The organism is Streptomyces spororaveus, from assembly GCF_016755875.1.
GTDB classification, from domain to species: Bacteria; Actinomycetota; Actinomycetes; order Streptomycetales; family Streptomycetaceae; genus Streptomyces; species Streptomyces spororaveus.
Window position 1 is genome coordinate 3,805,256 of record NZ_BNED01000005.1, and the last position, 21,274, is coordinate 3,826,529.

23 protein-coding genes are annotated in these 21,274 nt (G+C 70.8%); 9 read left to right on the plus strand and 14 right to left on the minus strand.

What is annotated here, in order from left to right; translation table 11 throughout:
* The 4 genes from Sspor_RS19375 to Sspor_RS19390 form a co-directional block, all read right to left on the minus strand.
* Window positions 1-498, minus strand: a complete 498-nt coding sequence (locus Sspor_RS19375; protein ID WP_202200252.1) for a hypothetical protein — start codon at window positions 496-498, stop codon at window positions 1-3.
* Between the two features lie 1,660 nt (window positions 499-2,158).
* Window positions 2,159-3,805, minus strand: a complete 1,647-nt coding sequence (locus tag Sspor_RS19380) for an alpha/beta hydrolase (protein WP_237403929.1) — start codon at window positions 3,803-3,805, stop codon at window positions 2,159-2,161.
* A gap of 97 nt (window positions 3,806-3,902) precedes the next feature.
* Window positions 3,903-5,774, minus strand: coding sequence for an AMP-dependent synthetase/ligase (locus tag Sspor_RS19385; protein ID WP_237404343.1), 1,872 nt, complete (start codon window positions 5,772-5,774; stop codon window positions 3,903-3,905).
* Between the two features lie 99 nt (window positions 5,775-5,873).
* Window positions 5,874-6,761: an NmrA family NAD(P)-binding protein gene (locus Sspor_RS19390; protein WP_202200254.1), complete on the minus strand. Its 888-nt coding sequence runs from the start codon at window positions 6,759-6,761 to the stop codon at window positions 5,874-5,876.
* A gap of 369 nt (window positions 6,762-7,130) precedes the next feature.
* Here Sspor_RS19390 and Sspor_RS19395 point away from each other — a divergent pair, with 369 nt between their 5' ends.
* From Sspor_RS19395 to Sspor_RS19415, 5 genes are all read left to right on the plus strand, one after another.
* Window positions 7,131-7,919 (plus strand): DUF4190 domain-containing protein, encoded by a 789-nt coding sequence (locus Sspor_RS19395; protein WP_202200255.1) that lies wholly within the window; start codon window positions 7,131-7,133, stop codon window positions 7,917-7,919.
* Window positions 7,920-8,214: 295 nt separating this feature from the next.
* Window positions 8,215-8,658, plus strand: coding sequence for a hypothetical protein (locus tag Sspor_RS19400; protein WP_237403930.1), 444 nt, complete (start codon window positions 8,215-8,217; stop codon window positions 8,656-8,658).
* On the plus strand, window positions 8,655-10,052 hold the full coding sequence (locus Sspor_RS19405; protein ID WP_202200256.1) for a hypothetical protein: 1,398 nt from the start codon (window positions 8,655-8,657) through the stop codon (window positions 10,050-10,052). Before Sspor_RS19400 ends, Sspor_RS19405 begins: the two co-directional genes overlap by 4 nt.
* Entirely contained in the window at window positions 10,049-10,369 is a 321-nt protein-coding gene (locus Sspor_RS19410) for a hypothetical protein (RefSeq protein ID WP_202200257.1), read from the plus strand. Before Sspor_RS19405 ends, Sspor_RS19410 begins: the two co-directional genes overlap by 4 nt.
* Before the next feature lie 18 nt (window positions 10,370-10,387).
* A complete protein-coding gene (locus tag Sspor_RS19415) occupies window positions 10,388-10,702 on the plus strand; it encodes a hypothetical protein (protein WP_202200258.1) in 315 nt (104 codons plus the stop codon).
* A 94-nt stretch (window positions 10,703-10,796) separates the two neighbouring features.
* Here Sspor_RS19415 and Sspor_RS19420 read toward each other — a convergent pair whose 3' ends face one another.
* The 5 genes from Sspor_RS19420 to Sspor_RS19440 all read right to left on the minus strand — a co-directional run bounded on the left by Sspor_RS19420 (window position 10,797) and on the right by Sspor_RS19440 (window position 15,217).
* Window positions 10,797-12,116, minus strand: a complete 1,320-nt coding sequence (locus Sspor_RS19420; RefSeq protein WP_202200259.1) for a dicarboxylate/amino acid:cation symporter — start codon at window positions 12,114-12,116, stop codon at window positions 10,797-10,799.
* Between the two features lie 371 nt (window positions 12,117-12,487).
* Window positions 12,488-12,760: a DUF4229 domain-containing protein gene (locus tag Sspor_RS19425; RefSeq protein WP_202203742.1), complete on the minus strand. Its 273-nt coding sequence runs from the start codon at window positions 12,758-12,760 to the stop codon at window positions 12,488-12,490.
* Window positions 12,761-12,909: 149 nt separating this feature from the next.
* Entirely contained in the window at window positions 12,910-13,434 is a 525-nt protein-coding gene (locus Sspor_RS19430; RefSeq protein ID WP_202200260.1) for a GNAT family N-acetyltransferase, read from the minus strand.
* A gap of 99 nt (window positions 13,435-13,533) precedes the next feature.
* On the minus strand, window positions 13,534-14,697 hold the full coding sequence (gene mqnE / locus Sspor_RS19435; RefSeq protein ID WP_150258694.1) for an aminofutalosine synthase MqnE: 1,164 nt from the start codon (window positions 14,695-14,697) through the stop codon (window positions 13,534-13,536).
* A 64-nt stretch (window positions 14,698-14,761) separates the two neighbouring features.
* On the minus strand, window positions 14,762-15,217 hold the full coding sequence (locus tag Sspor_RS19440) for an Lrp/AsnC family transcriptional regulator (protein ID WP_030710106.1): 456 nt from the start codon (window positions 15,215-15,217) through the stop codon (window positions 14,762-14,764).
* A 123-nt stretch (window positions 15,218-15,340) separates the two neighbouring features.
* On the opposite strand from Sspor_RS19440, the gene Sspor_RS19445 reads away from it, so the two are divergent.
* Window positions 15,341-15,478 carry a hypothetical protein gene (locus Sspor_RS19445; protein WP_189733807.1) on the plus strand — a complete coding sequence of 46 codons (138 nt, stop codon included), beginning with the start codon at window positions 15,341-15,343 and terminating at the stop codon, window positions 15,476-15,478.
* Here the strand turns inward: Sspor_RS19445 and Sspor_RS19450 are convergent.
* Window positions 15,475-16,164 (minus strand): UbiX family flavin prenyltransferase, encoded by a 690-nt coding sequence (locus Sspor_RS19450; RefSeq protein ID WP_202200261.1) that lies wholly within the window; start codon window positions 16,162-16,164, stop codon window positions 15,475-15,477. The genes Sspor_RS19445 and Sspor_RS19450 overlap by 4 nt on opposite strands.
* Before the next feature lie 86 nt (window positions 16,165-16,250).
* On the opposite strand from Sspor_RS19450, the gene Sspor_RS19455 reads away from it, so the two are divergent.
* Window positions 16,251-16,859, plus strand: coding sequence for a rhomboid family intramembrane serine protease (locus tag Sspor_RS19455; protein WP_202200262.1), 609 nt, complete (start codon window positions 16,251-16,253; stop codon window positions 16,857-16,859).
* A 170-nt stretch (window positions 16,860-17,029) separates the two neighbouring features.
* On the opposite strand, the gene mqnP is transcribed toward Sspor_RS19455, so the two are convergent.
* Genes mqnP through Sspor_RS19470 form a run of 3 tightly spaced genes read right to left on the minus strand, consistent with a single transcriptional unit; the run spans window position 17,030 to window position 19,895 of the window.
* On the minus strand, window positions 17,030-17,953 hold the full coding sequence (gene mqnP / locus Sspor_RS19460) for a menaquinone biosynthesis prenyltransferase MqnP (RefSeq protein WP_202200263.1): 924 nt from the start codon (window positions 17,951-17,953) through the stop codon (window positions 17,030-17,032).
* The gene (locus Sspor_RS19465) at window positions 17,950-18,432 is read right to left on the minus strand and encodes a hypothetical protein (RefSeq protein WP_237404344.1); all 483 of its coding nucleotides are present in this window, start codon (window positions 18,430-18,432) and stop codon (window positions 17,950-17,952) included. The genes mqnP and Sspor_RS19465 overlap by 4 nt, the downstream gene beginning before the upstream one ends.
* Window positions 18,433-18,437: 5 nt before the next feature.
* Window positions 18,438-19,895, minus strand: coding sequence for a menaquinone biosynthesis decarboxylase (locus Sspor_RS19470; RefSeq protein ID WP_202200264.1), 1,458 nt, complete (start codon window positions 19,893-19,895; stop codon window positions 18,438-18,440).
* Between the two features lie 91 nt (window positions 19,896-19,986).
* On the opposite strand from Sspor_RS19470, the gene Sspor_RS19475 reads away from it, so the two are divergent.
* The gene (locus Sspor_RS19475; protein WP_202200265.1) at window positions 19,987-20,301 is read left to right on the plus strand and encodes a PLD nuclease N-terminal domain-containing protein; all 315 of its coding nucleotides are present in this window, start codon (window positions 19,987-19,989) and stop codon (window positions 20,299-20,301) included.
* Window positions 20,302-20,335: 34 nt separating this feature from the next.
* On the opposite strand, the gene Sspor_RS19480 is transcribed toward Sspor_RS19475, so the two are convergent.
* Window positions 20,336-20,701 (minus strand): cupin domain-containing protein, encoded by a 366-nt coding sequence (locus tag Sspor_RS19480; protein WP_237403932.1) that lies wholly within the window; start codon window positions 20,699-20,701, stop codon window positions 20,336-20,338.
* Window positions 20,702-20,798: 97 nt separating this feature from the next.
* Here Sspor_RS19480 and Sspor_RS19485 point away from each other — a divergent pair, with 97 nt between their 5' ends.
* On the plus strand, window positions 20,799-21,263 hold the full coding sequence (locus Sspor_RS19485; protein WP_202200267.1) for a MarR family winged helix-turn-helix transcriptional regulator: 465 nt from the start codon (window positions 20,799-20,801) through the stop codon (window positions 21,261-21,263).
* Window positions 21,264-21,274 lie beyond the last annotated feature (11 nt).

Here is a 21,274-nt window from a genome sequence, read left to right on the forward strand (position 1 = left end):
TCAGAAGACCAGCATGCCGATCTCGACCAGGATTCCGGCGACGGCGGCCGCCACGATGGCGAGGACCAGGCCGGCCAGGGCCGCGAAGACGTAGCCGTCTCCGTCCGCCACCCGGCCGCGGCGCGCGCATGCGAACAGCCAGGCCGCCAGGACCAGGAACGGCAGGAGCAGCAGACCGATGACGGTGCCGAAGCGGAACACGGCGCTTCCCGACCGTTCGTACGCCCGCCCCCGCGCCGTCCTGACCTCCACCTCGGTACCGGGCCGGTAGTCGTGGGCGGCCGTGTCCAGGACGATGTCGCGGGGCGGCCCGTCCGGCCGCCGGGGGGTGTACCGGCCGGTGCAGTCGGTACCGGTCGCATAGCCCTCGGCGTCACTCGCCTCGTAGCACTCGTGGATGGCGACGACACCGTCGACGGGCCCGAAGCCGAGCACGGCGACCATCTGCGGCCCCGGCAGCAGCCACGTCAGCCACCCGGCGAAGACCAGGGTCACCACGACCCCGACTCCGGCAACCCCCCGCCCCAACCCCCGCACCACGCCCGCCCCCTCGCTCCCCGGGTCCTCCTGGGGAGCGAATACCCAAGGCGGAGCGCAGCGACGCGGGCTCGGGGGGCGGGGTCGGGACGGGGGCGGTGACGGTGGAGGGGCCGATCCACTCACTCCGTGGTCAGTGACGCGTATGGGGGTTTCCCGTCAGTCTCATCGTCTCTCCGTGTCGTGCCGGTCCCTCAAGGGCGCTCGTTCCTCGCGTCGCTTCGCGATGGCCTTCGGCCACCCTTGACCGACCGTCCCGCCCCGGAAATCCGAAGACTGCCGAGAAGCCCCCAAAAGAACGAGCCGGTCCAGGGTCGAAGGGACGGGGTAGCCAGAGACCCCCTGCCCGGTCGGGGGTAGGGACGCTCCCGAGGCGGGGCCCATCCAGACCCCGGCCTGGGTCGGGGGAAGCGCGCCAAATCGCTACGCGCTCCTCACGTCTCAGCGTCTCCACCCCGTCCTGGGCTGGACATAGGCCGCCCACGACCTCGATCCGACGCTCGACCTGCGTCCGACGACCGGCCGGGCCCGGGCACAAGCCGCCCACCCCCCATTCGCTTCTCCCAGACTGCGACCGTCGGCCGGTTTCGTGCTGAAGAGAGCCGCTGAGAGAGACTGACGGCCGGTACCTCGCCTATTCCGTCGTGGAACCGGGTCAGTGAGACCACGACACCACAAACCCACCCTCAAACAGGGGTAATTGGGGCAAACTGGCGGCCTTCTGGGCCACCCACATGCGCTGACCTGCATCCACGACGAAATAGCCGCAGTCCCACGTCTTTTCACCCCGGACGACGACCAGACGCAGTCAAAGAGGCCCCTCAATGGGCCTGGGCGGCTCATGACCAGCCGCAGACGGTCGTCGGACGCCGTCATCGAGAGACCCGTGAGTGGTGGGCGGCCCATGCCCAGCCCAACTCGGTCGTCGGACGCCGAGACCGGGGAGTCAGTGGGGATGGTGGGCGGCCTATGCCCAGCCCAAGACGGTCGTCGGACGCTGAGACGTGGGGAGTCGGTGGGGGTGGTGGGCGGCCTATGTCCGGCCCAGGACGGGCTGGAGACGCTGAGACGTGAGGAGCGCGTAGCGATTGGACGCGCTTCCCCCGATCCGGGTCCCGGTCTGGATGGGCCCCGCCTCGGGAACGTGCCCACCCGGGACCGGGCAGGGCTTCTCTGGCCGCCCCGTCCCTGTCTTGAGTGCCCGGCTCGTTCTTTTGGGGGCTTCTCGGCAGTCTTCGGATTTCCGGGGCGGGACGGTCGGTCAAGGGTGGCCGTCAGGCCATCGCGAAGCGACGCGACGACGAAGGAGGAGCGCCCTTGAGGGACCGGCCCGACACGGAGAGACGATGAGACTGACGGGAAACCCCCATACACATCCCTGACCACCGCCCCAGCGGAACAGCCCCTCCGCAGCCCCCGCCCCACCACCCGACCCCGCCCACCTCGCTCCCGCACACCGAAGCCCCCCCACCACCACCCGACTCCGCCCGAGCGGCTCCCGCCCTCCAGCGCCGCCGCCCCGCTTCCCGGTTCCGGCCGCCTGAAGCTCCCGCACACCGAAGCCCCCCCCCACCACCCAACTCCCCAAGCCGGAGCCACCGCCGCGCCTTCCGCCTCCCCCTCAGTCCCCGGCGATGCAGGTCCGGGTTCCCGACGGCAGTCGGCCGTCGAGGAGGAAGCCGTTGACGTACTCCCCTACGCAGCGCGAGCTGCCGTAGCCGGTGTGCCCCTCGCCCTTGTAGTCCACGATCACCGCCGAGCCCAGCCGCTCGGCCGTCTCCTCCGTCCACTCGTACGGTGTCGCCGGGTCACCGCGGGTGCCGACCAGCAGCATCGGCGGGGCCCCCGGGTGGTCGATCTTCCGGATGAAGTCGGTGCCGGCGGGCCACCCGTAGCAACTGAGCAGGGTCCCCAGCTGCCCCGGCCCGAATATCTTCGAGGCCTTGAGGAACTCCTCCCACAGTTCGACGATCTCCTTGTCGAGGGCCGCCAGGCCGGCCTTGTCGATCGACCGGTCCGGGTCGTCGGCGCAGGTCACGGCGACGAGGGCGGCGTTCAGGTTGTCGGCGGGCACCGCATCGAAAGCGCCGTCGTGCGCCGGGTCCGGCGCGCCGGGCGGGTCGGTCGCGCCGGGCGGGTCGGTCGGGACCGCGGGGTCCGTCGGCGCGCCCACACCGACCAGGGCCAGCAGCCCGGCCGGGTCGTGCTCGCGCTCCGCCAGCGCCAGCGACTTGGCGAGCACGGGCCACAGGAGCGGCGAGTACAGGGCCTGGCCGATCGCGAGGACGGCGACCGTGCCGTTCAGGTTCACTCCGTCGCGGCCGACCAGCGGCTTCTTGTCGAGCCGCTCCACCAGGGCGGCCACCTTCTCCCTGGCGGTACGGGTGTTCGTCCCGTAGACGCAGTCGCTCTGGTGGGCGCACCAGGTCAGGAAGTTGTCCAGGGCCCGCTGCTGGCCGCGCGCCGACACGAGCGCCTGCTCGGTCATCGGTTCGGTGAGGGTGTCGACGCCGTCGAGGACCATGCGGCCGGTGGCCTCGGGGAACAGGGCGGCGTACACGGCGCCGAGCCGGGCGCCGTAGGAGAAGCCGAGGAAGTTGAGCTTCTCGTCCCCGAGCAGGCGGCGCAGCACGTCCATGTCGCGGGCGACGTCGACGGTTCCCATGTGCGCGAGGACCGGGCCGGAGGCGAGCTCGCAGCGCTTGACGACGTTCCGCAGGCCGGCCAGCCACGCCGCGGTGTCGATGTTCGGGTCGACTACGGCCTCCTGGGCGCCGCCGCAGGAGATGGGGTCGCTGTGGCCCACCCCGCGGGGGTCGAAGCCTATGAGGTCGTAGCGTTCGCCGAGGTCGGCCAGCAACTTGGGATCGGCGGCGAGGCCGGCGATGCCCGAGGCGCCGGGGCCGCCGAAGTTGACCAGGAGCGAGCCGATGCGCCGGTCCGGCTCGGTGGCCGGGATCCGGCCCAGGGCCACCTCGACCGTGCCCTTGCCCGGGGCCGCGTAGTCGAGCGGTACCTCCACGACGGCGCACCGCATCTCGGCGGGGGCCGGTCTGTCGGGGCAGGCTCCCCAGCGGACGCGCTGGGTGTGGAACCGCGCGAGGGGGTCCCCGGGCGCACGGGTGGTGAGGGGGGTGGGGGTGGGGGTGGGGGTGGGCGCAGAGGCAGGGGTGGGCGTGGGCGCCGGGGCGGCCCCGAGCGAGCCCAGGAGCATCGCGCCGGCGGCTGTGCCCGCGGCCATGACCGTACGGAATCGGGAACGGTGCACTGCGCCCTCCTCGGGCGGCCCCCCGGACCCTCTGCCCACCATAGACCGCCTCCGCGGTCCCCGCCGCCCGGTGCGGTCAGGGCCGTGCCCCCGCCGCTCAGGCCTCCCGCGGCCCCCGGTACAGCTCCTGGATCCGGTCCGCGTAGTCCCGGGCGATCGCGCCCCGCCTGAGCTTCAGCGACGGGGTCAGGTGGCCGCGCGCCTCGGTGAAATCGCCCGGCAGGACGGCGAAGCGGCGGATCGACTCGGCCCGTGAGACCAGCCGGTTCGCCTCGTCCACGGCCCGCTGGAGGTCCGCCCGCAGTTCCTCGTCCCGCACCAGCTCGCGCATCGGCATGTTCTGCTTCTTGTGCATCTGGCGCCAGTGCTGGAGCCCGTCGCGTTCCAGGGTGATCAGCGCGGTGATGTAGGGCCGGTTGTCGCCGACCACCATGCACTGGCCGACCAGCGGGTGGGCCCGCAGCCAGTCCTCCAGCGGTGCGGGGGCCACGTTCTTGCCGCCGGAGGTGATGATCAGGTCCTTCTTGCGGCCGGTGATGGTGAGGTACCCGTCGGCGTCGAGCTCGCCGATGTCACCGGTGGCCAGCCAGCTCCCGTACGGGAGGGCGTGCCCGCTGTTCCAGTAGCCGGCGAAGACGTGGCCGCCGCCCAGCAGCACCTCCCCGTCGTCCGCGATCCGTACGGCCGTGCCCGGCAGCGGCCAGCCGACCGTGCCGAGGCGGGGCCGCAGCGGCGGGGTCACGGTGCTCGCGCCGGTGGTCTCCGTCAGGCCGTAGCCCTCGAACACCTCGACGCCGGCGCCGGTGTAGAAGGCGGCGAGCCGACGGCCCAGTGGTGAGCCGCCGCTCAGGACGTAGCGGACGCGGCCGCCGAGCGCGGCCCGGATGCGCCGGTAGACGAGCGGGTCGTACACGGACCGGGCGAGGCGCAGTACGAGCCCGGGGGTCTTGCCCTCGGCGATCTCGGCGAAGCGCTGCGCGATGCGGGCGGCCCGGTCGAAGGAGGAGGCCCGGCCCATCTTCTCGGCGGTGGCCCGGGCGGTGTTGTAGACCTTCTCCAGTACGTACGGGATGGCCAGGAGGAAGGTCGGCCGGAATCCGGCGAGGTCGGCGAGGAGGTCCTCGGTACGGATGCTGGGCGCGTGCCCGAGCTTGACGCGGGCCCGCATGCAGCCGATGGCCACCATCCGTCCGAAGACGTGGCTGAGCGGCAGGAACAGCAGGGTGGAGGCGGGGTCCTTGCTGACGGACCGGAAGACGGGGTGCAGGAGCTCCACCGCGTTGTCCACCTGGGCGTAGAAGTTGGCGTGGGTGATCACGCATCCCTTGGGCTGTCCGGTGGTGCCGGAGGTGTAGATGAGGGTCGCCACCGATTCCGGGGTGCGGGCGGCCCGCCGCTCGTGGACGGCCCGGTCGGGTACGTGCTGCCCTGCCGTGACCAGCCGGGCCACCGCGCCGGTGTCGAGTTCCCACAGGTGCGTCAGCCAGGGCAGGTTGCCGCGCTCGGAGCTGATGAGCCGGGCCTGCGCGGTGTCCTCGACGGCACAGGCCACGGCTCCGGAGTCCTGGATGATCCAGCGGGCCTGGAGGGCCGAGGAGGTGGGGTAGATCGGTACGGTGACCAGGCCGGCGGCCCAGCCGGCGAAGTCGAGCAGGGTCCACTCGTAGGTCGTACGGGCCATGATGGCGAGCCGGTCGCCCTCCCGGAGCCCTTCGGCGATCAGGCCCTTGGCCACGGCGAGCACCTCGGCCGCGAACTGCGCGGCGGAGACGTCGTGCCAGACGCCGTCCCGGTCCTTGCGGGCGAGCACCGCCTCTCCGGGGGCCTCCCAGGCGTTGTGGAAGGGGAGGTCCCCGAGGGATCCCCGGTCCGGGGGGCCCGCCAGGGCGGGCACCCGTACCTCGCGGACCACTCCGTCGATCACGGTCTTGACGGGTTCGACCGGTTCTACGGCCCCGACCGGCCTCAGCTCGGCTCCCACGGCGCACTCTCCTTGGCTCGGTGCGAGTGTTACCGCCGGTAATTTACGTAGCGGTAACCCACTCCGACCAGCCCCTGGAGCCGTTCTTCACCGACGCTCCACGCCACCGCCACCGCCCCACACGCCGGACGCGGCGACGGTCCGCGCGTAGTCACCGAAGTCCCGGGGTTCGCGGCCGAGCACCCGCTGCACGCCGTCGGCGACGGTGGCGAAGCGGTTCTCGGCGATCCAGCCGTAGAGCATGTTCAGCAGGCCGGCGAACTCCTCCGGCACACCCTGGCGGACGGCGTGGGCGGTGAACTCGTCCGGCGGGAGCGGGCGGTAGGCGATCGCTCGGCCGGTGGCCCGGGCGATCTCGTCGGCCACGTCGTCCAGGCTCAGCAGCCGCGGGCCGGACAGCTCGTACGACTGCCCGCCGTGCCCCTCCTCGGTGAGCGCGGCCACGGCGACCTCGGCGATGTCGTCGGCGTCGATGAACGGCTCGACACCGCCCCCGGCCGACATCACGATCTCGCCGCCCTGGACCTGCCCCGCGATGAACGGGTCCTCGCTGAAGTTCTGGAAGAACCAGGACGGCTTGAGGATGGTCCACCGCGCGCCCGACTCGCGGACCGCGCGCTCGCAGGGGAGCTTCTCCTCGCCCTGCGGCACCACCCAGTCGCGGGCGGACAGCAGCACCAGCCGCTCGACACCGCAGGCCACGGCCAGCTTGCCGAAGGAGCGCATCGACTCGGCGGCGCCGGGGAGCTGCGAGTCGACCAGATAGGCCGCGCCGGCCCCCTCCAGCACCTGCTCCCAGGTGTTCTCGTCGTTCCAGTCGAAGGTGACCGGCCCCTTCCGGGAGGCCCCCCGGACCTCGTGGCCGCGCTGCCGCAGCTGCGCGGCCACGCGGCTCCCCGTCTTGCCGGTGCTGCCCAGGACCAGGACCGGCTTCGTCGTCGTGTTCTTCGTTGTCGTGTTCTTCGTTGTCGTCATGTGACAAGTCAATCCGGCGGCGCCCGGACGCGAAATGCTCGTCCCGCTCACATACATGTCCGAGCGTCCAGACCTCGCCCAGGCGCTGGTCGCATGGATGCGCCGGCGGGCCTGCTGTACGAAGTGCGTTCCGGCGGCGCCCTGTTCAGCCGCGACGTCCAAGGGATCCGCCCCGGCCGGTACCGCGCGACGGCCACCGCCTGACGGGCCGGGCGGCAGAGCGGGATCACGGGGGCGGGCAGCCCGTGGGTGTCGGCGGCGGAAGGTAGCGTAGGGGCGGCGTAAAGACCACGGGCAGGCATGCGTCGGTGCGTTGCGACTGCCGGGCCGTTGTTGCGTCCCACCCTCTGAGCAAGGAGCTCCACACGCATGTCCATACCCCCGCAGCCCCCGTCGTCCCCCGGGCCGTACGGTCAGCCCGGACCGTACGGACAGCCGGGTCAGCCCGTGCCGCCGTTCGGCGGCGGACCGCAGGGCTGGTACCCCCCGCAGCCGCAGAAGACGAACACGCTGGCCATCGTCGGCTTCGTCATGTCGATCGTCTGCGCGCTGCCGCTGGTCCCGATCGTGCTCGGCATCATCGCCCTCTCCCAGATCAAGTCCCGGGGTGAGAAGGGCAAGGGCCTCGCCATCGCGGCGATCGTCATCCACGCCCTGACCATCGCCTTCTACGGGACCTTCGTGGTCCTCGGCCTCACCGGGGCCCTGGACGACGTCGCCCCGAAGCAGCGCGACACCACCAGCGGCCAGGTCACCGGCCCGGTCTCCAGCGGGGTGACCGAGATCCGCAAGGGCGACTGCTTCAACACGAACGACGACCTGGCCCAGTACAACGACGAGGACGGCAGCCAGGCCGCCCGCTCGGTGCGCATCGTGCCCTGCGACCAGCCCCACAAGGGCGAGGCGTACGCGGTCTTCGACCTGGAGGGCGGCACGTACCCGGGCACGGAGAAGGTGACCTCGTCCGCCGAGGAGAAGTGCAGCGGCACCGCGCTCAGCACGTACGTGGGCGACAACCCGAAGCTCTCGGACAAGCTGGAGGTCTACTACTACTACCCGCAGGCCGCCACCTGGATCCTCGGCGACCGCGAGGTCACCTGCTTCGTGGGCGACCCCGGCGGCCCGACCACCGGCTCGGTGCGCGCCGCCGGCTCCTGACCCGCGGGCGTCTGCCCGCCGCGCCCTGCTCCGGCGGGCAGACCCGGCTGCGCCCCGGCCGCGCCCCGGGTGCGGGGCGCGGAACGCGGTCGCAGCCGCCGCGGTTCTGCGGGCTGCCGCGACGCGGAACCCGAGTCGCGGCGGCCCGACCACCCCTCGCGGAACCGGACGATCGCCCACCGCGTCTCCGATCCATATCTGCACCGCGAGGTTCCGCATGCGGAAATCCCCGTATTAGCATGGACATGACCAGCTGATTCTGGCCATGTCCAGTTATCAACTATCCAGGGGATACATGTCGTTCGACGCGGAATGGGCCCAGCACAAGGCCGCCGTCCTCGCGCAGCAGTCACCCGCCATGCGCCTCAACCACGCGCCGTCGGACGGCAGTGTTCCGGGGAGCCCCGCAGGGAGCCTGGTCGCCGGGGCCACCTCCATCAACGGCAACGCCAACCTGCTGATCGAGATCGCCGCCCTCCTCCACGAGGGCCGGCCCGACGGCGACGCCGGCACGATGGCCCGCGCCCCGCGCGCCCACGGCGACGTCTCGGCTCAGGTCCTGCGCTTCGCCCAGTTCGCCGACGACCAGTTCAAGGACACCATCGGCCTGTTCGCCGCCCTGGCCACCCGCCTGAAAACGACCGGCACCGACTTCGCCGGCGTCGACGACGACACCGCCCGGTCCTTCCTCGGCAGCCTCCTCGCATCGGGGCAGTACGTGAAGCCGGAGGCCAAGTGAGCGGGCTCAGCCACCGCAAGGACGTCCAGTTCCTGGAAGAGTGCAATCCGGCCCTGGTGGAACGCAATGCCGCCGAGTTCAAGCGCCTGCGCGATCTGCTCGTCGAGGTCGAGGATCCGGCCCGGCGCGCCGAGGGTGCCGAGTGGCACAGCGACGGCAGCCACACCTACACCGCGCGCCTGTCCGAGGCGCGACAGCTCGTGCAGCACATCGCCGAGGGGTACGACAAGGCCGCCGGCGCCCTGCACGCGTACGCGGCGGCGCTGACGACCGCCAAGTCCCACTACGCGAACGGCAAGGGCTCCGAGCGCAAACTCGCGGCCCTGATCGCCACGAAGGGCACCGCGATCACGCGCACGGCCCAGGAGGCGGAGCCGATGTGCCAGTGGGAGGACATGCGGGCGACGACCGGATTCCTCGACGGCCTCGCCGAACTCACCATGGACGTGGACGACATCCGCGACGAGGCCGACCGCCTCCACGACGACGCGGGCGGCAACTTCCAGCTGGCGAAGACCACCGAGCAGGAGGCGCGCGGCGTCTGCGTCCACGCGCTGAAGCAGGCCTACGAGCTGCTGCCCGAGTTCAGGCTGAAGGGCGGTGCGGGCGGCGTCGACCTCTACGCGGCCATGGCCGACATGCGCCGCGAGGCGGCGGAGGCCCGCGCCAACCCCCTGACCCATCTCCCGGGCAGCGGCCCGAAGAAGGACACGACCGGCCCGGTGGGGCCGGACACCCCCATCTCCCCGCAGCTGCGCGACATCCGGATGCGGGTCGCCGGACTGCCGGACGCCGCCGACAACTACTGGGTCCCCCTGGTCACGGACGGCATGCACGCGGACTGGATCTCCCAGAACAAGGAGGTCCTGCGCGCCGCCGCCAAGAACGCGGGGCTGCCGGAGGAGCTGGTCGCGGGCGTGGCCTGGCAGGAGATCGGCGGCTACCAGCCCGGTCTGCTGGACGACGTGACCGGCACGATCCGCGAACAGGCCGCGGCCCCGTGGGGCCTGAGCCCGGTGACCCCCGAGAACCTTCCGTGGCGGCTCGGCGGAAAGCTGGACGAGACCTCGTACGGGCCGATCGCCATCCAGCTCCGGCGCGGCGCCGAGGTGCTCGGCTACGACCCGGCGCATCTCACCGACCATCAGCGGACCCTGGTGGAGGAGGCCCTCCAGGACCCCAAGCAGAATGCCTTCATAGCGGCCGGCTTCCTGGCCCAGATCAAGGCGGAGAGCGGTCTCGCCGACGTCCCGGCCGATCAGATGACGGAGGCCCAGATGCGGGAGATCGCCGCCCGCTACAACGGGGGGCCCTACTGGGATCTCCCCAAGGCCCAGGGGTACGGTGACCGGTTCGTCGGGAACCTCGCCCAAGCGAAGGACGCAATGCGATGACGTACCCCCGCGAGAGCATCGACCTGCCCGAGGACCGGGGCTGCCTGCGGTGGGTCCTGGGCGTTCCGCTCGGGATCATCCACCTGCTGAACGCCCTCGCCGTGTCCGGCGCCCTGTTCGCCGGCCCCCGGGGCGAGTGGGACGACCAGGGCTACGAGAACGTCGGCGCACTGTGCCTGGTATCCGTGTCCCTGAGCGTCCTGGGCCTGCTCATCACCGTGGTGCCGAGCGTGCGCCGGGCCATGGGGCCGTGGTGGCTCGCCCCGCCCCTCCTGCTCGGGCTGACCGCGTTCCTCCGCGGCGCGACGCTCGGCTGAGGCACGGATGAGGCACGGATGAGACGGCCCCGCGAGAACATCGACCTGCCCGAGGACCGCGGCTGCCTGCAGTGGGTCCTCGGAATACCGCTCGCCCTCTCCTACGTCCCCGCGGTGTTCACCTGCTACGTCGCCCTGACGCTGCGGCCGGAGTCCCACGACGACGTGCTGCGGGAGGACGTCCGGTTCCTGGCCGGCTGCTGCCTGGTGCTGTGCCTCGCAGGACTGCTGATCACCATCACCCCGCTGTTCCGGCGGACCATGGGCCGGTGGTGGTTCGCCGTACCGTTCCTGCTGGCGACGGTCGCCTACGTCCGCGCGCAGACGGTCTGAAACCGGGGGCCGGAAGCCTGAACGCCGAACGCCGAACGCCGCAGCCCCCGCCCTGTCGGGGGCGGGGGCTGCGGCGAGCGGTGTGCGGTACGGGTCAGGCCGCGATCGCGACCGACTCGGGGGCCGGGACGGGCTCGTCCAGCGGGGAGCCCGAGGCGGAGGCGTAGGCCTCCTTGTCCAGGATTCCCTCGCGGGCCGCGACGATGACCGGGACCACGGCCTGGCCGGCCACGTTGGTGGCGGTGCGCATCATGTCCAGGATCGGGTCGATCGCCAGCAGCAGGCCGACGCCCGCGAGCGGCAGCCCCAGCGTGGACAGGGTCAGCGTCAGCATGACGGTGGCGCCCGTCAGACCGGCCGTGGCGGCCGAGCCGATGACGGAGACGAAGACGATGAGCAGGTACTCCTTGATGCCCAGCTGCACGTCGAAGATCTGCGCGATGAAGATCGCGGCGAGGGCCGGGTAGATCGCGGCGCAGCCGTCCATCTTGGTGGTGGCGCCGAACGGGACGGCGAAGGAGGCGTACTCCTTCGGGACGCCGAGGCGCTCGGTGACCTTCTGGGTGACGGGCATGGTGCCGACGGAGGAGCGGGAGACGAAGGCCAGCTGGATGGCGGGCCAGGCGCCCTTGAAGAACTGGAGCGGGCTGACCTTGGCGACGGTCGCCAGCAGCAGCGGGTAGACGCCGAACATCACGAGGGCGCAGCCGATGTAGATGTCGGCGGTGAAGGTCGCGTACTTGCCGATCAGGTCCCAGCCGTACGTGGCGATCGCGGTGCCGATGAGGCCGACGGTGCCGATCGGGGCGAGGCGGATGACCCACCACAGGGCCTTCTGGAGCAGCTCCAGGGCGGACTCGGCGAGGTCGAGGACCGGCTTGGCCTTGGCGCCGAGCTGGAGGGCGGCGATACCGGCGACGACGGCCAGGAAGACGATCTGGAGGACCTTCAGCTCGGTGAAGGGCGTCACGATGTCCGTCGGGACGATTCCGGTGAGGAAGTCGATCCAGGAGCCGGTGCGCTTGGGGTCCTTGCCGTCGGCCGCGGTGAGGCCGGTGCCGGAACCGGGGTCGGTCAGCAGGCCGAGGGCGATGCCGATGCCGACCGCGATCAGCGAGGTGATCATGAACCAGAGGAGGGTGCGCGAGGCGAGGCGCGCCGCGTTGTTCACCTTCCGCAGGTTGGTGATCGACACGAGGATCGCGAAGAAGACGAGCGGGGCGATGGCCAGCTTCAGCAGCTGGATGAAGAGGTCGCCGGTCTTCTCCAGCGTGGTGCCCAGCCAGCTGACGTCATAGCTGCGCGCTATCCAGCCGAAGAGGACACCGAGGGCGAGACCGGCGACGATCTGGGCCCAGAAGGGGAACTTGAACGAGGCCTTGGCAGGGGCCTGGGGGGTCGCGGACACGGACACTCTCCGGAGGTGGCGCACGAAGACAGGGGGGAAGTACTGCGGTGGTGAAGCGGTGCGGCAGCAGCCAGAAGGGCCGGCCGGGACGGCTGCTGTATCGATTCAGCTCAACAGCAACAGGCCGCGGACGCGCGGCGGCAGAGGTCGACGTGCAGGCGCGTCACGAGCGGAACGCTCGCGATCAGGGGGTGCGCAACTGTGGTCAACATGTTGAACACGCTAACACTTCTCCTTTGGGAATCTCAAAGGGGCCCTTTGAGACAACGGCGCACGAGGCCCTCTTGCGCAGCCCCGGAAAACACCAACGCCCCAGCGTTACGGGCGGTATACCCGGTGCTGGGGCGGTTCGGTGTGTGATGAAGCCAACGGGGACCTCAGGGGGCCACGCGCGCCGCGTCGTCGGCCTGGTCCTCCTGGCTGCGGTTCGCGGCGAGCTTCTCCTTCGCACCCGCGACGCGCCCGGAGATCTGCGTGGACATCTCGTCGCGCTGCTTGCGCAGGAGGACGAAGGAGAGCGGGGCGGAGATCACGATGGCGAGCAGCACGACCCAGGCGGCGTTGGCGTCCCCGAGCCCGGCGGGCACCCAGCCGAGCCGGACGAGACCCGCGACGGCGACGAGGCATCCGACGAAGATGCCCAGGCGCATCGCGGTGTAGCGGATCGTTGCGCTCGGCTTGAGGGACACGGTGACCCCTTCTCTCTCGTCGTGGTCTGCGGCGGCTGGTGCCCGTCCAGTGAAGCACGCCGCGGCCCCGCCGCGGCCCGCCGGGGTCCGGCCGCGGACACAGCGACCGGTCAGTACAGCGGCAGCAGCATCGTGACGTCGTCGCGGTCGTCACCGGGGGCCACCCGGATGCCGCCGGGGACGCGGCCGACCTCCTTGTAGCCGCAGGAGGCGTAGAAGCGCTCCAGGCCGTGACCGCCCCGGCAGGTGAGGCGGATGGCGTCGATGTTCCCGATGGAGCGGGCCGCGGCCTCGGTGGCGGCCATCAGCTCGCGCCCGTACCCCTTGCCCTGAAGGCGCGGATGGACCATCACCGTGTAGGCCCACACCCAGTGGAGCTGGAGCCGGTGCGTGTTGTGGGTGAGGAAGGCGGTCGCGGCGACCTCGCCGCCCTCGTCGTGCGCGACCAGCAGCCGGCAGCCCCCACGGGCGACGCCGGCGAGGTGCTCGTCGAGCGCGGGCCGGATGTCGTCGAGGCCGACCGGGGGGACGAAGCCCACCGCACCGCCCGCGTTGGAGACGTCGGCCCACAACGCCAGGATTCCGTCACGCAGGGAAGGGTCGACGACCGGATCCAGGGTGAAAGTAAGGGTCATCACGCGAGTTTATCTGTTACCTGATCGACCCGTCCAGAAACGCCGAACCCCGGCCCACGGGCCGGGGTTCAGCTCACGACAGGAGGTCGGGACCGGAGGTCAGACGCGCATGGCCTGCGGGGTCTCGCGCAGGTTCGCGTCCGGACCGGGGTACTCACGGATGATCTCGTAGCGCGTGTTGCGCTCGACCGGGCGGAAGCCCGCTTCCCGAATCAGCTCCAGGAGGTCGTCCCGGCCCAGCTTGTTCGGGGTGCCGTAGTTGTCCGCGTCGTGCGTGATCTTGTACTCGACGACCGATCCGTCCATGTCGTCCGCGCCGTGCTGCAGCGCCAGCTGGGCGGTCTGCACACCGTGCATCACCCAGAAGACCTTGACGTGGGGCACGTTGTCGAAGAGCAGTCGCGAGACGGCGAAGGTCTTCAGCGCCTCGGCGCCGGTCGCCATCGTCGTACGCGCCTGGAGCTTGTTGCGTACCTTGCCGTCCTGCATGTCCACGAAGTCGTGCTGGTACCGCAGCGGGATGAAGACCTGGAAACCGCCGGTCTCGTCCTGGAGCTCGCGCAGCCGCAGCACATGGTCCACGCGGTGGCGCGGCTCCTCGATGTGCCCGTACAGCATGGTCGAGGGGGTCTTGAGACCCTTCTCGTGCGCGAGCCGGTGGATGCGCGACCAGTCCTCCCAGTGGGTGCGGTGGTCGACGATGTGCTGGCGGACCTCCCAGTCGAAGATCTCCGCGCCGCCGCCGGTGAGCGACTCCAGGCCGGCCTCGATCAGCTCGTCGAGGATGTCGGAGGCCGACATCCCCGAGATCGTCTCGAAGTGGTGGATCTCGGTCGCCGTGAACGCCTTCAGCGAGACGTTCGGCAGCGCCTTCTTCAGCTCGGAGAGCGAGCGCGGGTAGTAGCGCCACGGCAGGTTCGGGTGCAGGCCGTTGACGATGTGCAGCTCGGTGAGGTTGTCGTTCTCCATGGCCTTGGCCAGGCGCACGGCCTCCTCGATGCGCATCGTGTACGCGTCCTTCTCGCCCGGCTTGCGCTGGAACGAGCAGTACGCGCACGACGCGGTGCACACGTTCGTCATGTTGAGGTGCCGGTTGACGTTGAAGTGGACGACGTCACCGTTCTTGCGCGTGCGCACCTCGTGGGCGAGGCCACCGAGCCAGGCCAGGTCGTCCGACTCGTAGAGGGCGATACCGTCCTCACGGGTCAGCCGCTCGCCGGAGCGGACCTTCTCCTCCAGCTCACGCTTGAGCCCAGCGTCCATGTGCCGGTCGCCTCCTCTAGATGCCTCGGTCTGCCTGTCCTGCAAACCCTGCCCAACCGTACTCTCAGGCTTCCTCGGGCAGCTCCCCGACCCGGTTCTCCCACTTGGTGGAGAGCACGATGGTGGTGCGGGTGCGCGAGACGCCCTTGGTGCCGGAGAGCCTGCGGATGATCTTCTCCAGGCCGTCCACGTCGTTGGCGCGCACCTTCAGCATGAAGGAGTCGTCGCCCGCGATGAACCAGCAGTCCTCGATCTCGTTGAGGTCGCGCAGCCTCCGGGCCACGTCCTCGTGGTCCGCGGCGTCGGACATGGAGAGCCCGATCAGCGCCGTGACGCCGAGGCCGAGGGAACGCGAGTCCACCGTCGCGCGGTAGCCGGTGATGACCCCGGCGGTCTCCAGCCGGTTGATGCGGTCGGTGACGCTGGGGCCGGAGAGGCCCACGAGACGGCCCAGCTCCGCGTACGAGGCACGGCCGTTTTCCCGGAGTGCCTGGATGAGCTGCCTGTCCACCGTGTCCATTTACGTGGAGCCTTCCATTATTCGGCGATCCTGCAAGTCTAGGTATAGAATCTAAGGCACACAGGGTCAACACCCTGTGAAATCTTTCAGCTGATCAATGACGATCTTCAGGAGTGGTTCACCGTGTTCACGATCGAGATGGCCTACGCACACATGCGGGAGCTCCAGGAGCTGGCCAACCGATCCCGTGCCCACCAGCCCGCCGCGGCCCACCGCGTCGACAAGGCCCGCAAGCCGCTCGGCCGCAAGAAGAAGGCCTAGTCACCGGCGCTTGCCTCCCGGGGAGTACGGGAGCTTCCCAGCTCCCCCTCCCAGCGGCGGTACAGCTGGTGCGGCACCCCTGCCGCGTCCAGCACCCGCCCCGCGACGAAGTCCACCAGATCCTGGATGTGCGTCGCACCCGTATAGAACGCCGGTGAGGCGGGCAGCACGATCGCGCCCGCCTCGTCCAGCGCCACCAGATGCTTCAGCGTCTGACCGTTCAGCGGGGTCTCCCGCACCGCGACCACCAGCCGGCGCCGCTCCTTGAGCGTCACGCTCGCCACACGCTGGAGCAGGTCCTTCGACAGTCCGAGCGCCACCCCGGCCACACAGGCCGTGGACGCGGGGACGATGAGCATCCCCCTGACCGGATACGAGCCCGAACTCGGGCCCGCCGCCAGGTCCCCCGCGGCCCAGTACCGGACGTCGTCCAGCTCCGGCCGCGCGAAGGTCCCCGGCTTGCCGTCGGCGCCCCGGGCCAGCCACTCCCCCAGGTCCTCGCGCCAGTGCGCGTCACGGAAGGCGATCCCCGTCTCGTCCAGCAGGGTGAGGCGCGAGGCGCGGCTCACCACCAGGTCGACACTCTCCCCCGCGGCCAGCAGCCCGCGGAGCACCGCCGCCGCGTACGGCGTCCCGGACGCCCCGGAAACCCCGACCACCCACGGGGTGCGCTTGCGCTCAGTCATACCTCCGAGACTATCCGGCCACCACCGGTGGGCACTCAGTAAGGTGGCCGGACGTTCCCGGGACGGGACGTGGCGAGGGGGCGAAGATGAGCACGACGGTGGATCCGGGCTGGACACAGCTCGACCGGGCCAAGGCGGCCGGGAAGCTGATGGCCGGCTGGGTGGCCCTGCTGTGGCTGATCGAGCTGGTGGATCTGGCCACCGGCCACGCGCTGGACGGGTACGGGATCACCCCGCGCGACCCCGATCACCTGATAGGCGTCGTGGCCCACCCGTTCCTGCACTTCGGCTTCGGCCACGTGGCCTCCAACAGCCTGCCGCTGCTGGTCCTCGGTTTCATCGCCGCGCTCGGCGGCATCCGCCGCTTCCTGGCGGTGAGCACCCTGATCATCCTCGCCGTCGGCGTCGGATCCTGGCTCACCGCCCCGCCGAACACCCTCGGGGCCGGCGCCTCCGGACTGGTCTTCGGCCTCTTCGGCTACGTGGTGGTCCGCGGCTTCGTCGAGCGCAAACCGCTGAACGCGGTGGTCGGCGTGGGCGTCGCCGCCGTCTGGGGATCCTCGATCTTCCTGGGCGTCCTGCCCACCGACTCCGGCGTGGGCTGGTACGCCCACCTCATCGGACTCGCGGCGGGCGTCCTGACCGCCTTCCGCCACGGCCGCCCGGCCACCCCCGCTCCGACGCCGGTCAGATGACCGCCGAGGGGTCCACCGGCAGACCCGAGGTATCGATCACGATCTTGCCGATACCGGTCTCGACGGTGACCTCGCCGCCGTACGGAAGCGTGTCCCGGCCCCGGTACCCGTCCGGCCCCGGGTTCCACAGGGTCGTGCATTCGGCCCGGTACGGGTCGAAGATCAGGTAGCTAGAGGGTCAGACCCCGCACGGCCAGATCGGCCAGAGCGCACACGAACAGGGCAATCCCGATGAAGCCGTTGACCGTGAAGAAGGCGCGGTTCAGGCGGGACAGGTCGTGCGGCTTCACGATCGTGTGCTCGTAGAGGAAGGCGGCGACGACGATCGCCAGGCCGGTCCAGAACAGCACGCCCGCGTCCGTCGCCAGCGCGTACCAGACCAGCAGGGCCGTGGTCACGACGTGAGCGCCCCGCGCGCCCCAGAGCGCGGCCGGGACCCCGAAGCGGGCCGGGACGGACTTGACGCCCTCCGCGCGGTCGGCGGCCACGTCCTGGCAGCCGAAGATCAGGTCGAATCCGCCGATCCACACGCCCACCGCCAGGCCCAGGATCACCGCGTCCCAGGACCACTCGCCGGTGACCGCGAGCCAGGCCCCGACCGGGCCCATGGCCTGGGCCAGGCCCAGGATGGCGTGCGGGAAGTTCGTGAACCGCTTGCCGTACGGGTAGACCACCATCGGGATCACGGCGACCGGCGCGAGCGCCAGGCACAGCGGGTTCAGCAGCGCCGCCGAGCCGAGGAAGACCAGGAGGGCGATCCCGGCGCCGGTCCAGGCCGCGCGGACCGAGACCGCGCCGGTGACCAGCTCACGGCCGGCCGTGCGCGGGTTCCGGGCGTCGATCTCGCGGTCGATGATGCGGTTGGCGGCCATCGCGAAGGTCCGCAGCCCCACCATGCAGATGGTGACGAGCAGCAGGACGCCCCAGTGGACGCGCCGGTCGAGCTGGAACATGGCGGTGAACGCCGCGATGTAGGCGAAGGGCAGCGCGAAGACCGAGTGCTCGATCAGCACGAGTCTCAGGAAGGCCTTGACCTTCCCGGCCTGCGGCGCGGCGGGCCCGGGACCGAGGACCCCTTCGGCTGCCGAGGTCATACGACGCTCCGGTGGAACTCGACGACGTGGTCGCGGAGCTCCGCGACCGGGAGCGTGCCCAGTTCCACGTCCAGCGGTCCGGTCTGCGGATCCGGGGCCTGCGCACCGGCCGGCGGTACGACCCGGGCGCTCAGGGCGACGCGGTCGTCGTCGACGGGGGTGACGGACAGGACGATGACGCCGTCGGCCAGTTCGAGTTCGGCGTCACCCTTGCCGGCCAGCGCGTACAGCAGTTCGTCCGCGAAGACCGCGGCCTCGCCGTCGCCGAGGTCGGGCAGCTCGAAGGTGCGCCCCTCGCCGTCCGTCCGGTCGGCCATGACCTGCCAGATGCCGGACTCGCCGGCGAACTCCTCGGGGGTGACCCCGGCCTGTTCGGCCACGAGGCGCAGCCCCGGGTCGTTCACGTCGAGCTCGGGGCGCACCAGCGCCACGCAGGGCGTGCCGTCGCCGAGGAACAGGGCGGGGCCGCCCACAGCCATCGGGCTCACAGTCCGTACTCCTTCCAGCGGCGGTCCACCAGGGCAGCGGTGGCCGGATCGGACTCGACCATGTCGGGCCAGCCTCCGTCGCGGGTGTAGCCCTCCTCGGGCAGCTTCTTCGTCGCGTCGATGCCGGCCTTGCCGCCCCAGAACTGCTGGTACGAGGCGTGGTCCAGGTGGTCCACCGGCCCCTCCACGACGGTGAGGTCGCGGGAGTAGTCGGTGTTGCCCAGGGCCCGCCAGGAGACCTCGTGCAGGTCGTGGACGTCGCAGTCCTTGTCGACCACGATGATCAGCTTGGTCAGCGACATCATGTGCGCGCCCCAGATGGCGTGCATGACCTTCTGGGCGTGCTTGGGGTACTTCTTGTCGATCGAGACGATCGCGCAGTTGTGGAAGCCGCCCGATTCCGGGAGGTGGTAGTCCACGATGTCCGGCACGATGATCTTGAGCAGGGGCAGGAAGAACCGCTCCGTCGCGCGGCCGAGGGGGCCGTCCTCGGTCGGCGGGCGGCCGACGACGATCGACTGGATGAGCGGACGCCTGCGCATCGTCACGCAGTCGATCTTCAGGGCCGGGAAGGGCTCCTGCGGGGTGTAGAAGCCGGTGTGGTCGCCGAAGGGGCCCTCGGGGAGCATCTCGCCGGGCTCCAGCCAGCCCTCGATCACGACCTCCGCGTTGGCCGGGACCTGGAGCGGGACCGTCTTGCAGTCGACCATCTCGATCCGCTTGCCCGCGACGAAGCCGGCGAAGAGGTACTCGTCGATGTCGCCCGGCAGCGGCGCGGTGGACGCGTACGTCACCGCGGGCGGGCAGCCGAAGGCGATCGCGACCGGCAGCCGCTCGCCCTTGGCCGCGGCGACGGCGTAGTGGTTGCGGCTGTCCTTGTGGATCTGCCAGTGCATGCCGATGGTGCGCTTGTCGTGGCGCTGGAGCCGGTAGAGGCCGAGGTTGCGCACGCCCGTCTCGGGGTGCTTGGTGTGGGTCAGGCCGAGGTTGAAGAAGTCGCCGCCGTCCTTGGGCCAGGTGAAGAGGGCCGGAAGCTGGTCGAGGTCGACGTCGTCGCCGGTGAGGACGACCTCCTGGACGGGCGCGGAGTCGCCCTTCACCTTCTTCGGCGGCACGTGGACCATCGAGCCGAGCTTGCCGAAGGCCTCGCGGACCCCGATGAAGCCCTGCGGGAGTTCCGGCTTGAGCAGGCCGCCGATCTTCTCGCTGATCTCGGCGTAGGACTTCAGGCCGAGGGCCTTCAGGAGGCGGCGGTCGGTGCCGAAGACGTTCATGGCCAGCGGCATCGCCGAGCCCTTGACGTTCTCGAAGAGGAGGGCCGGGCCCCCCGCCTTGTTCACTCTGTCGACGATCTCCCCGACCTCCAGGTACGGGTCGACTTCGGCCTTGATGCGCTTGAGGTCGCCCTCCCGCTCCAGGGCCCGGAGCAGCGAGCGGAGATCGTCGTAAGCCATAGGGGTCAGTATCCGTCACCAACTACCCTGGAGGCGTCACCGGGGCCCTGACGCGGGCCCCCCGTCACTGACTGGGAGTCGGTCCCACACCGTGCTGCGCTATCTGCCGTTCCTGCTGATCCTCGCGCTGACCATCTACGCCTTCATCGACTGCCTGAACACCCCGGAGCCGGAGGTCAAGCACCTCCCCAAGGTGATCTGGGTGATCATCATCCTGCTCTTCTCCATCGTGGGACCGGTCGTGTGGCTGTTCGCGGGCAAGGACCGGGTCGCCTCGGGAGGTGGCCGGGCGCGCCGGACGCAGTGGGTGGCGCCCGACGACAACCCGGAGTTCCTGAAGTCGCTGCGTGACGAGCAGCAGCAGAAGAAGGACCAGGAGCAGGACAAGGACAAGGACCAGGGCTGAGCCCGGGCCCCCCGGCCTCAGCGGGGGCGGGTGCCTACCGCGCCCACGGCAGGACGCGGGTGCCCTCCTCCCCGGGGACCGAGACCACGCCGTCCGCGCGCATCACGACGTAGGCCTCGAAGGCCTCGGCGGCGTGGATGCGGCGCGGTACGTCCGGGGGCAGGACGAGGGTCCGGCCGGCGGCGACCTTCTCGGTGCGGCCGGCGCAGGTGACCTCCAGGGAGCCGGCGGTCAGCGTCCACACCTGCTCGCGGCTGACGGAGTGTTCGGGGCCGGCGCTGCCGGCGGACATGGCCACGTGCCAGCTGCTGAGCTCGGCGCTGCCTCGGCTGGGGGCGGCGAAGCCGGTCATGGTGGCGTTGGGGGTGGCGGTGACGTTCTCGGGTGAAGCGCTGATCACGTGCAAGGCGGGTCCTCTTCTTCTCACGGCGTGCGAGTAAAGCTCCTTTACTTCCAGTGAGTAAAGCAGCTTGACTCAGCCGTGTCACCATATTTGCGTGAAGAGAGACGAGAACGAGGGCGTCGAGCTGCTGTTCCTGCTCGGCCTGGGCTTCCAGACGCTGCTCGGGGAGTTCACCCGGCGCGTCGCCGATGCCGGATACCCCGACCTGCGGCCGGTGCACGGCATGGCCTTCCAGGCCCTCCAGGGCGCCGGAGCCACCGCGACCGAGCTCGCCGAACGGCTCGGGGTGACCAAGCAGGCTGCCGGACAGATCGTCGACGACCTGGAGAAACGGGGCTACGTCCGCCGCGAGCCGCACCCGGGGGGCGGCCGTCGCAAACTGGTGGTCCTGACCCAGGCGGCCCGGGACCACCTCGCGGTCGCGGGCCGGATCCTGCACGAGCTGGAGGCCGAACTGGGCCGCGGCACCGACCTCACCGCCCTGCGCGAAGGGCTCGGCGAGGTCGTGCGCACCTTCCACGGGGAGGGCGGCCTGCCGCCGCTGCGCCCGGTCTGGTGAGGGGTCGCCGT

What these genes read in the sequence shown, in the direction of transcription:
- Sspor_RS19430 (WP_202200260.1), bottom strand. Translation starts at nt 13,434, where the DNA reads ATGACCCTTACTTTCACCCTGGATCCGGTCGTCGACCCTTCCCTGCGT.
- Sspor_RS19455 (WP_202200262.1), top strand. Translation starts at nt 16,251, where the DNA reads ATGAGCACGACGGTGGATCCGGGCTGGACACAGCTCGACCGGGCCAAG.
- Sspor_RS19465 (WP_237404344.1), bottom strand. Translation starts at nt 18,432, where the DNA reads ATGGCTGTGGGCGGCCCCGCCCTGTTCCTCGGCGACGGCACGCCCTGC.
- Sspor_RS19440 (WP_030710106.1), bottom strand. Translation starts at nt 15,217, where the DNA reads ATGGACACGGTGGACAGGCAGCTCATCCAGGCACTCCGGGAAAACGGC.
- Sspor_RS19470 (WP_202200264.1), bottom strand. Translation starts at nt 19,895, where the DNA reads ATGGCTTACGACGATCTCCGCTCGCTGCTCCGGGCCCTGGAGCGGGAG.
- Sspor_RS19450 (WP_202200261.1), bottom strand. Translation starts at nt 16,164, where the DNA reads ATGACTGAGCGCAAGCGCACCCCGTGGGTGGTCGGGGTTTCCGGGGCG.
- Sspor_RS19395 (WP_202200255.1), top strand. Translation starts at nt 7,131, where the DNA reads ATGTCCATACCCCCGCAGCCCCCGTCGTCCCCCGGGCCGTACGGTCAG.
- mqnP (WP_202200263.1), bottom strand. Translation starts at nt 17,953, where the DNA reads ATGACCTCGGCAGCCGAAGGGGTCCTCGGTCCCGGGCCCGCCGCGCCG.
- Sspor_RS19390 (WP_202200254.1), bottom strand. Translation starts at nt 6,761, where the DNA reads ATGACGACAACGAAGAACACGACAACGAAGAACACGACGACGAAGCCG.
- Sspor_RS19400 (WP_237403930.1), top strand. Translation starts at nt 8,215, where the DNA reads ATGTCGTTCGACGCGGAATGGGCCCAGCACAAGGCCGCCGTCCTCGCG.
- Sspor_RS19415 (WP_202200258.1), top strand. Translation starts at nt 10,388, where the DNA reads ATGAGACGGCCCCGCGAGAACATCGACCTGCCCGAGGACCGCGGCTGC.
- Sspor_RS19425 (WP_202203742.1), bottom strand. Translation starts at nt 12,760, where the DNA reads ATGCGCCTGGGCATCTTCGTCGGATGCCTCGTCGCCGTCGCGGGTCTC.
- mqnE (WP_150258694.1), bottom strand. Translation starts at nt 14,697, where the DNA reads ATGGACGCTGGGCTCAAGCGTGAGCTGGAGGAGAAGGTCCGCTCCGGC.
- Sspor_RS19410 (WP_202200257.1), top strand. Translation starts at nt 10,049, where the DNA reads ATGACGTACCCCCGCGAGAGCATCGACCTGCCCGAGGACCGGGGCTGC.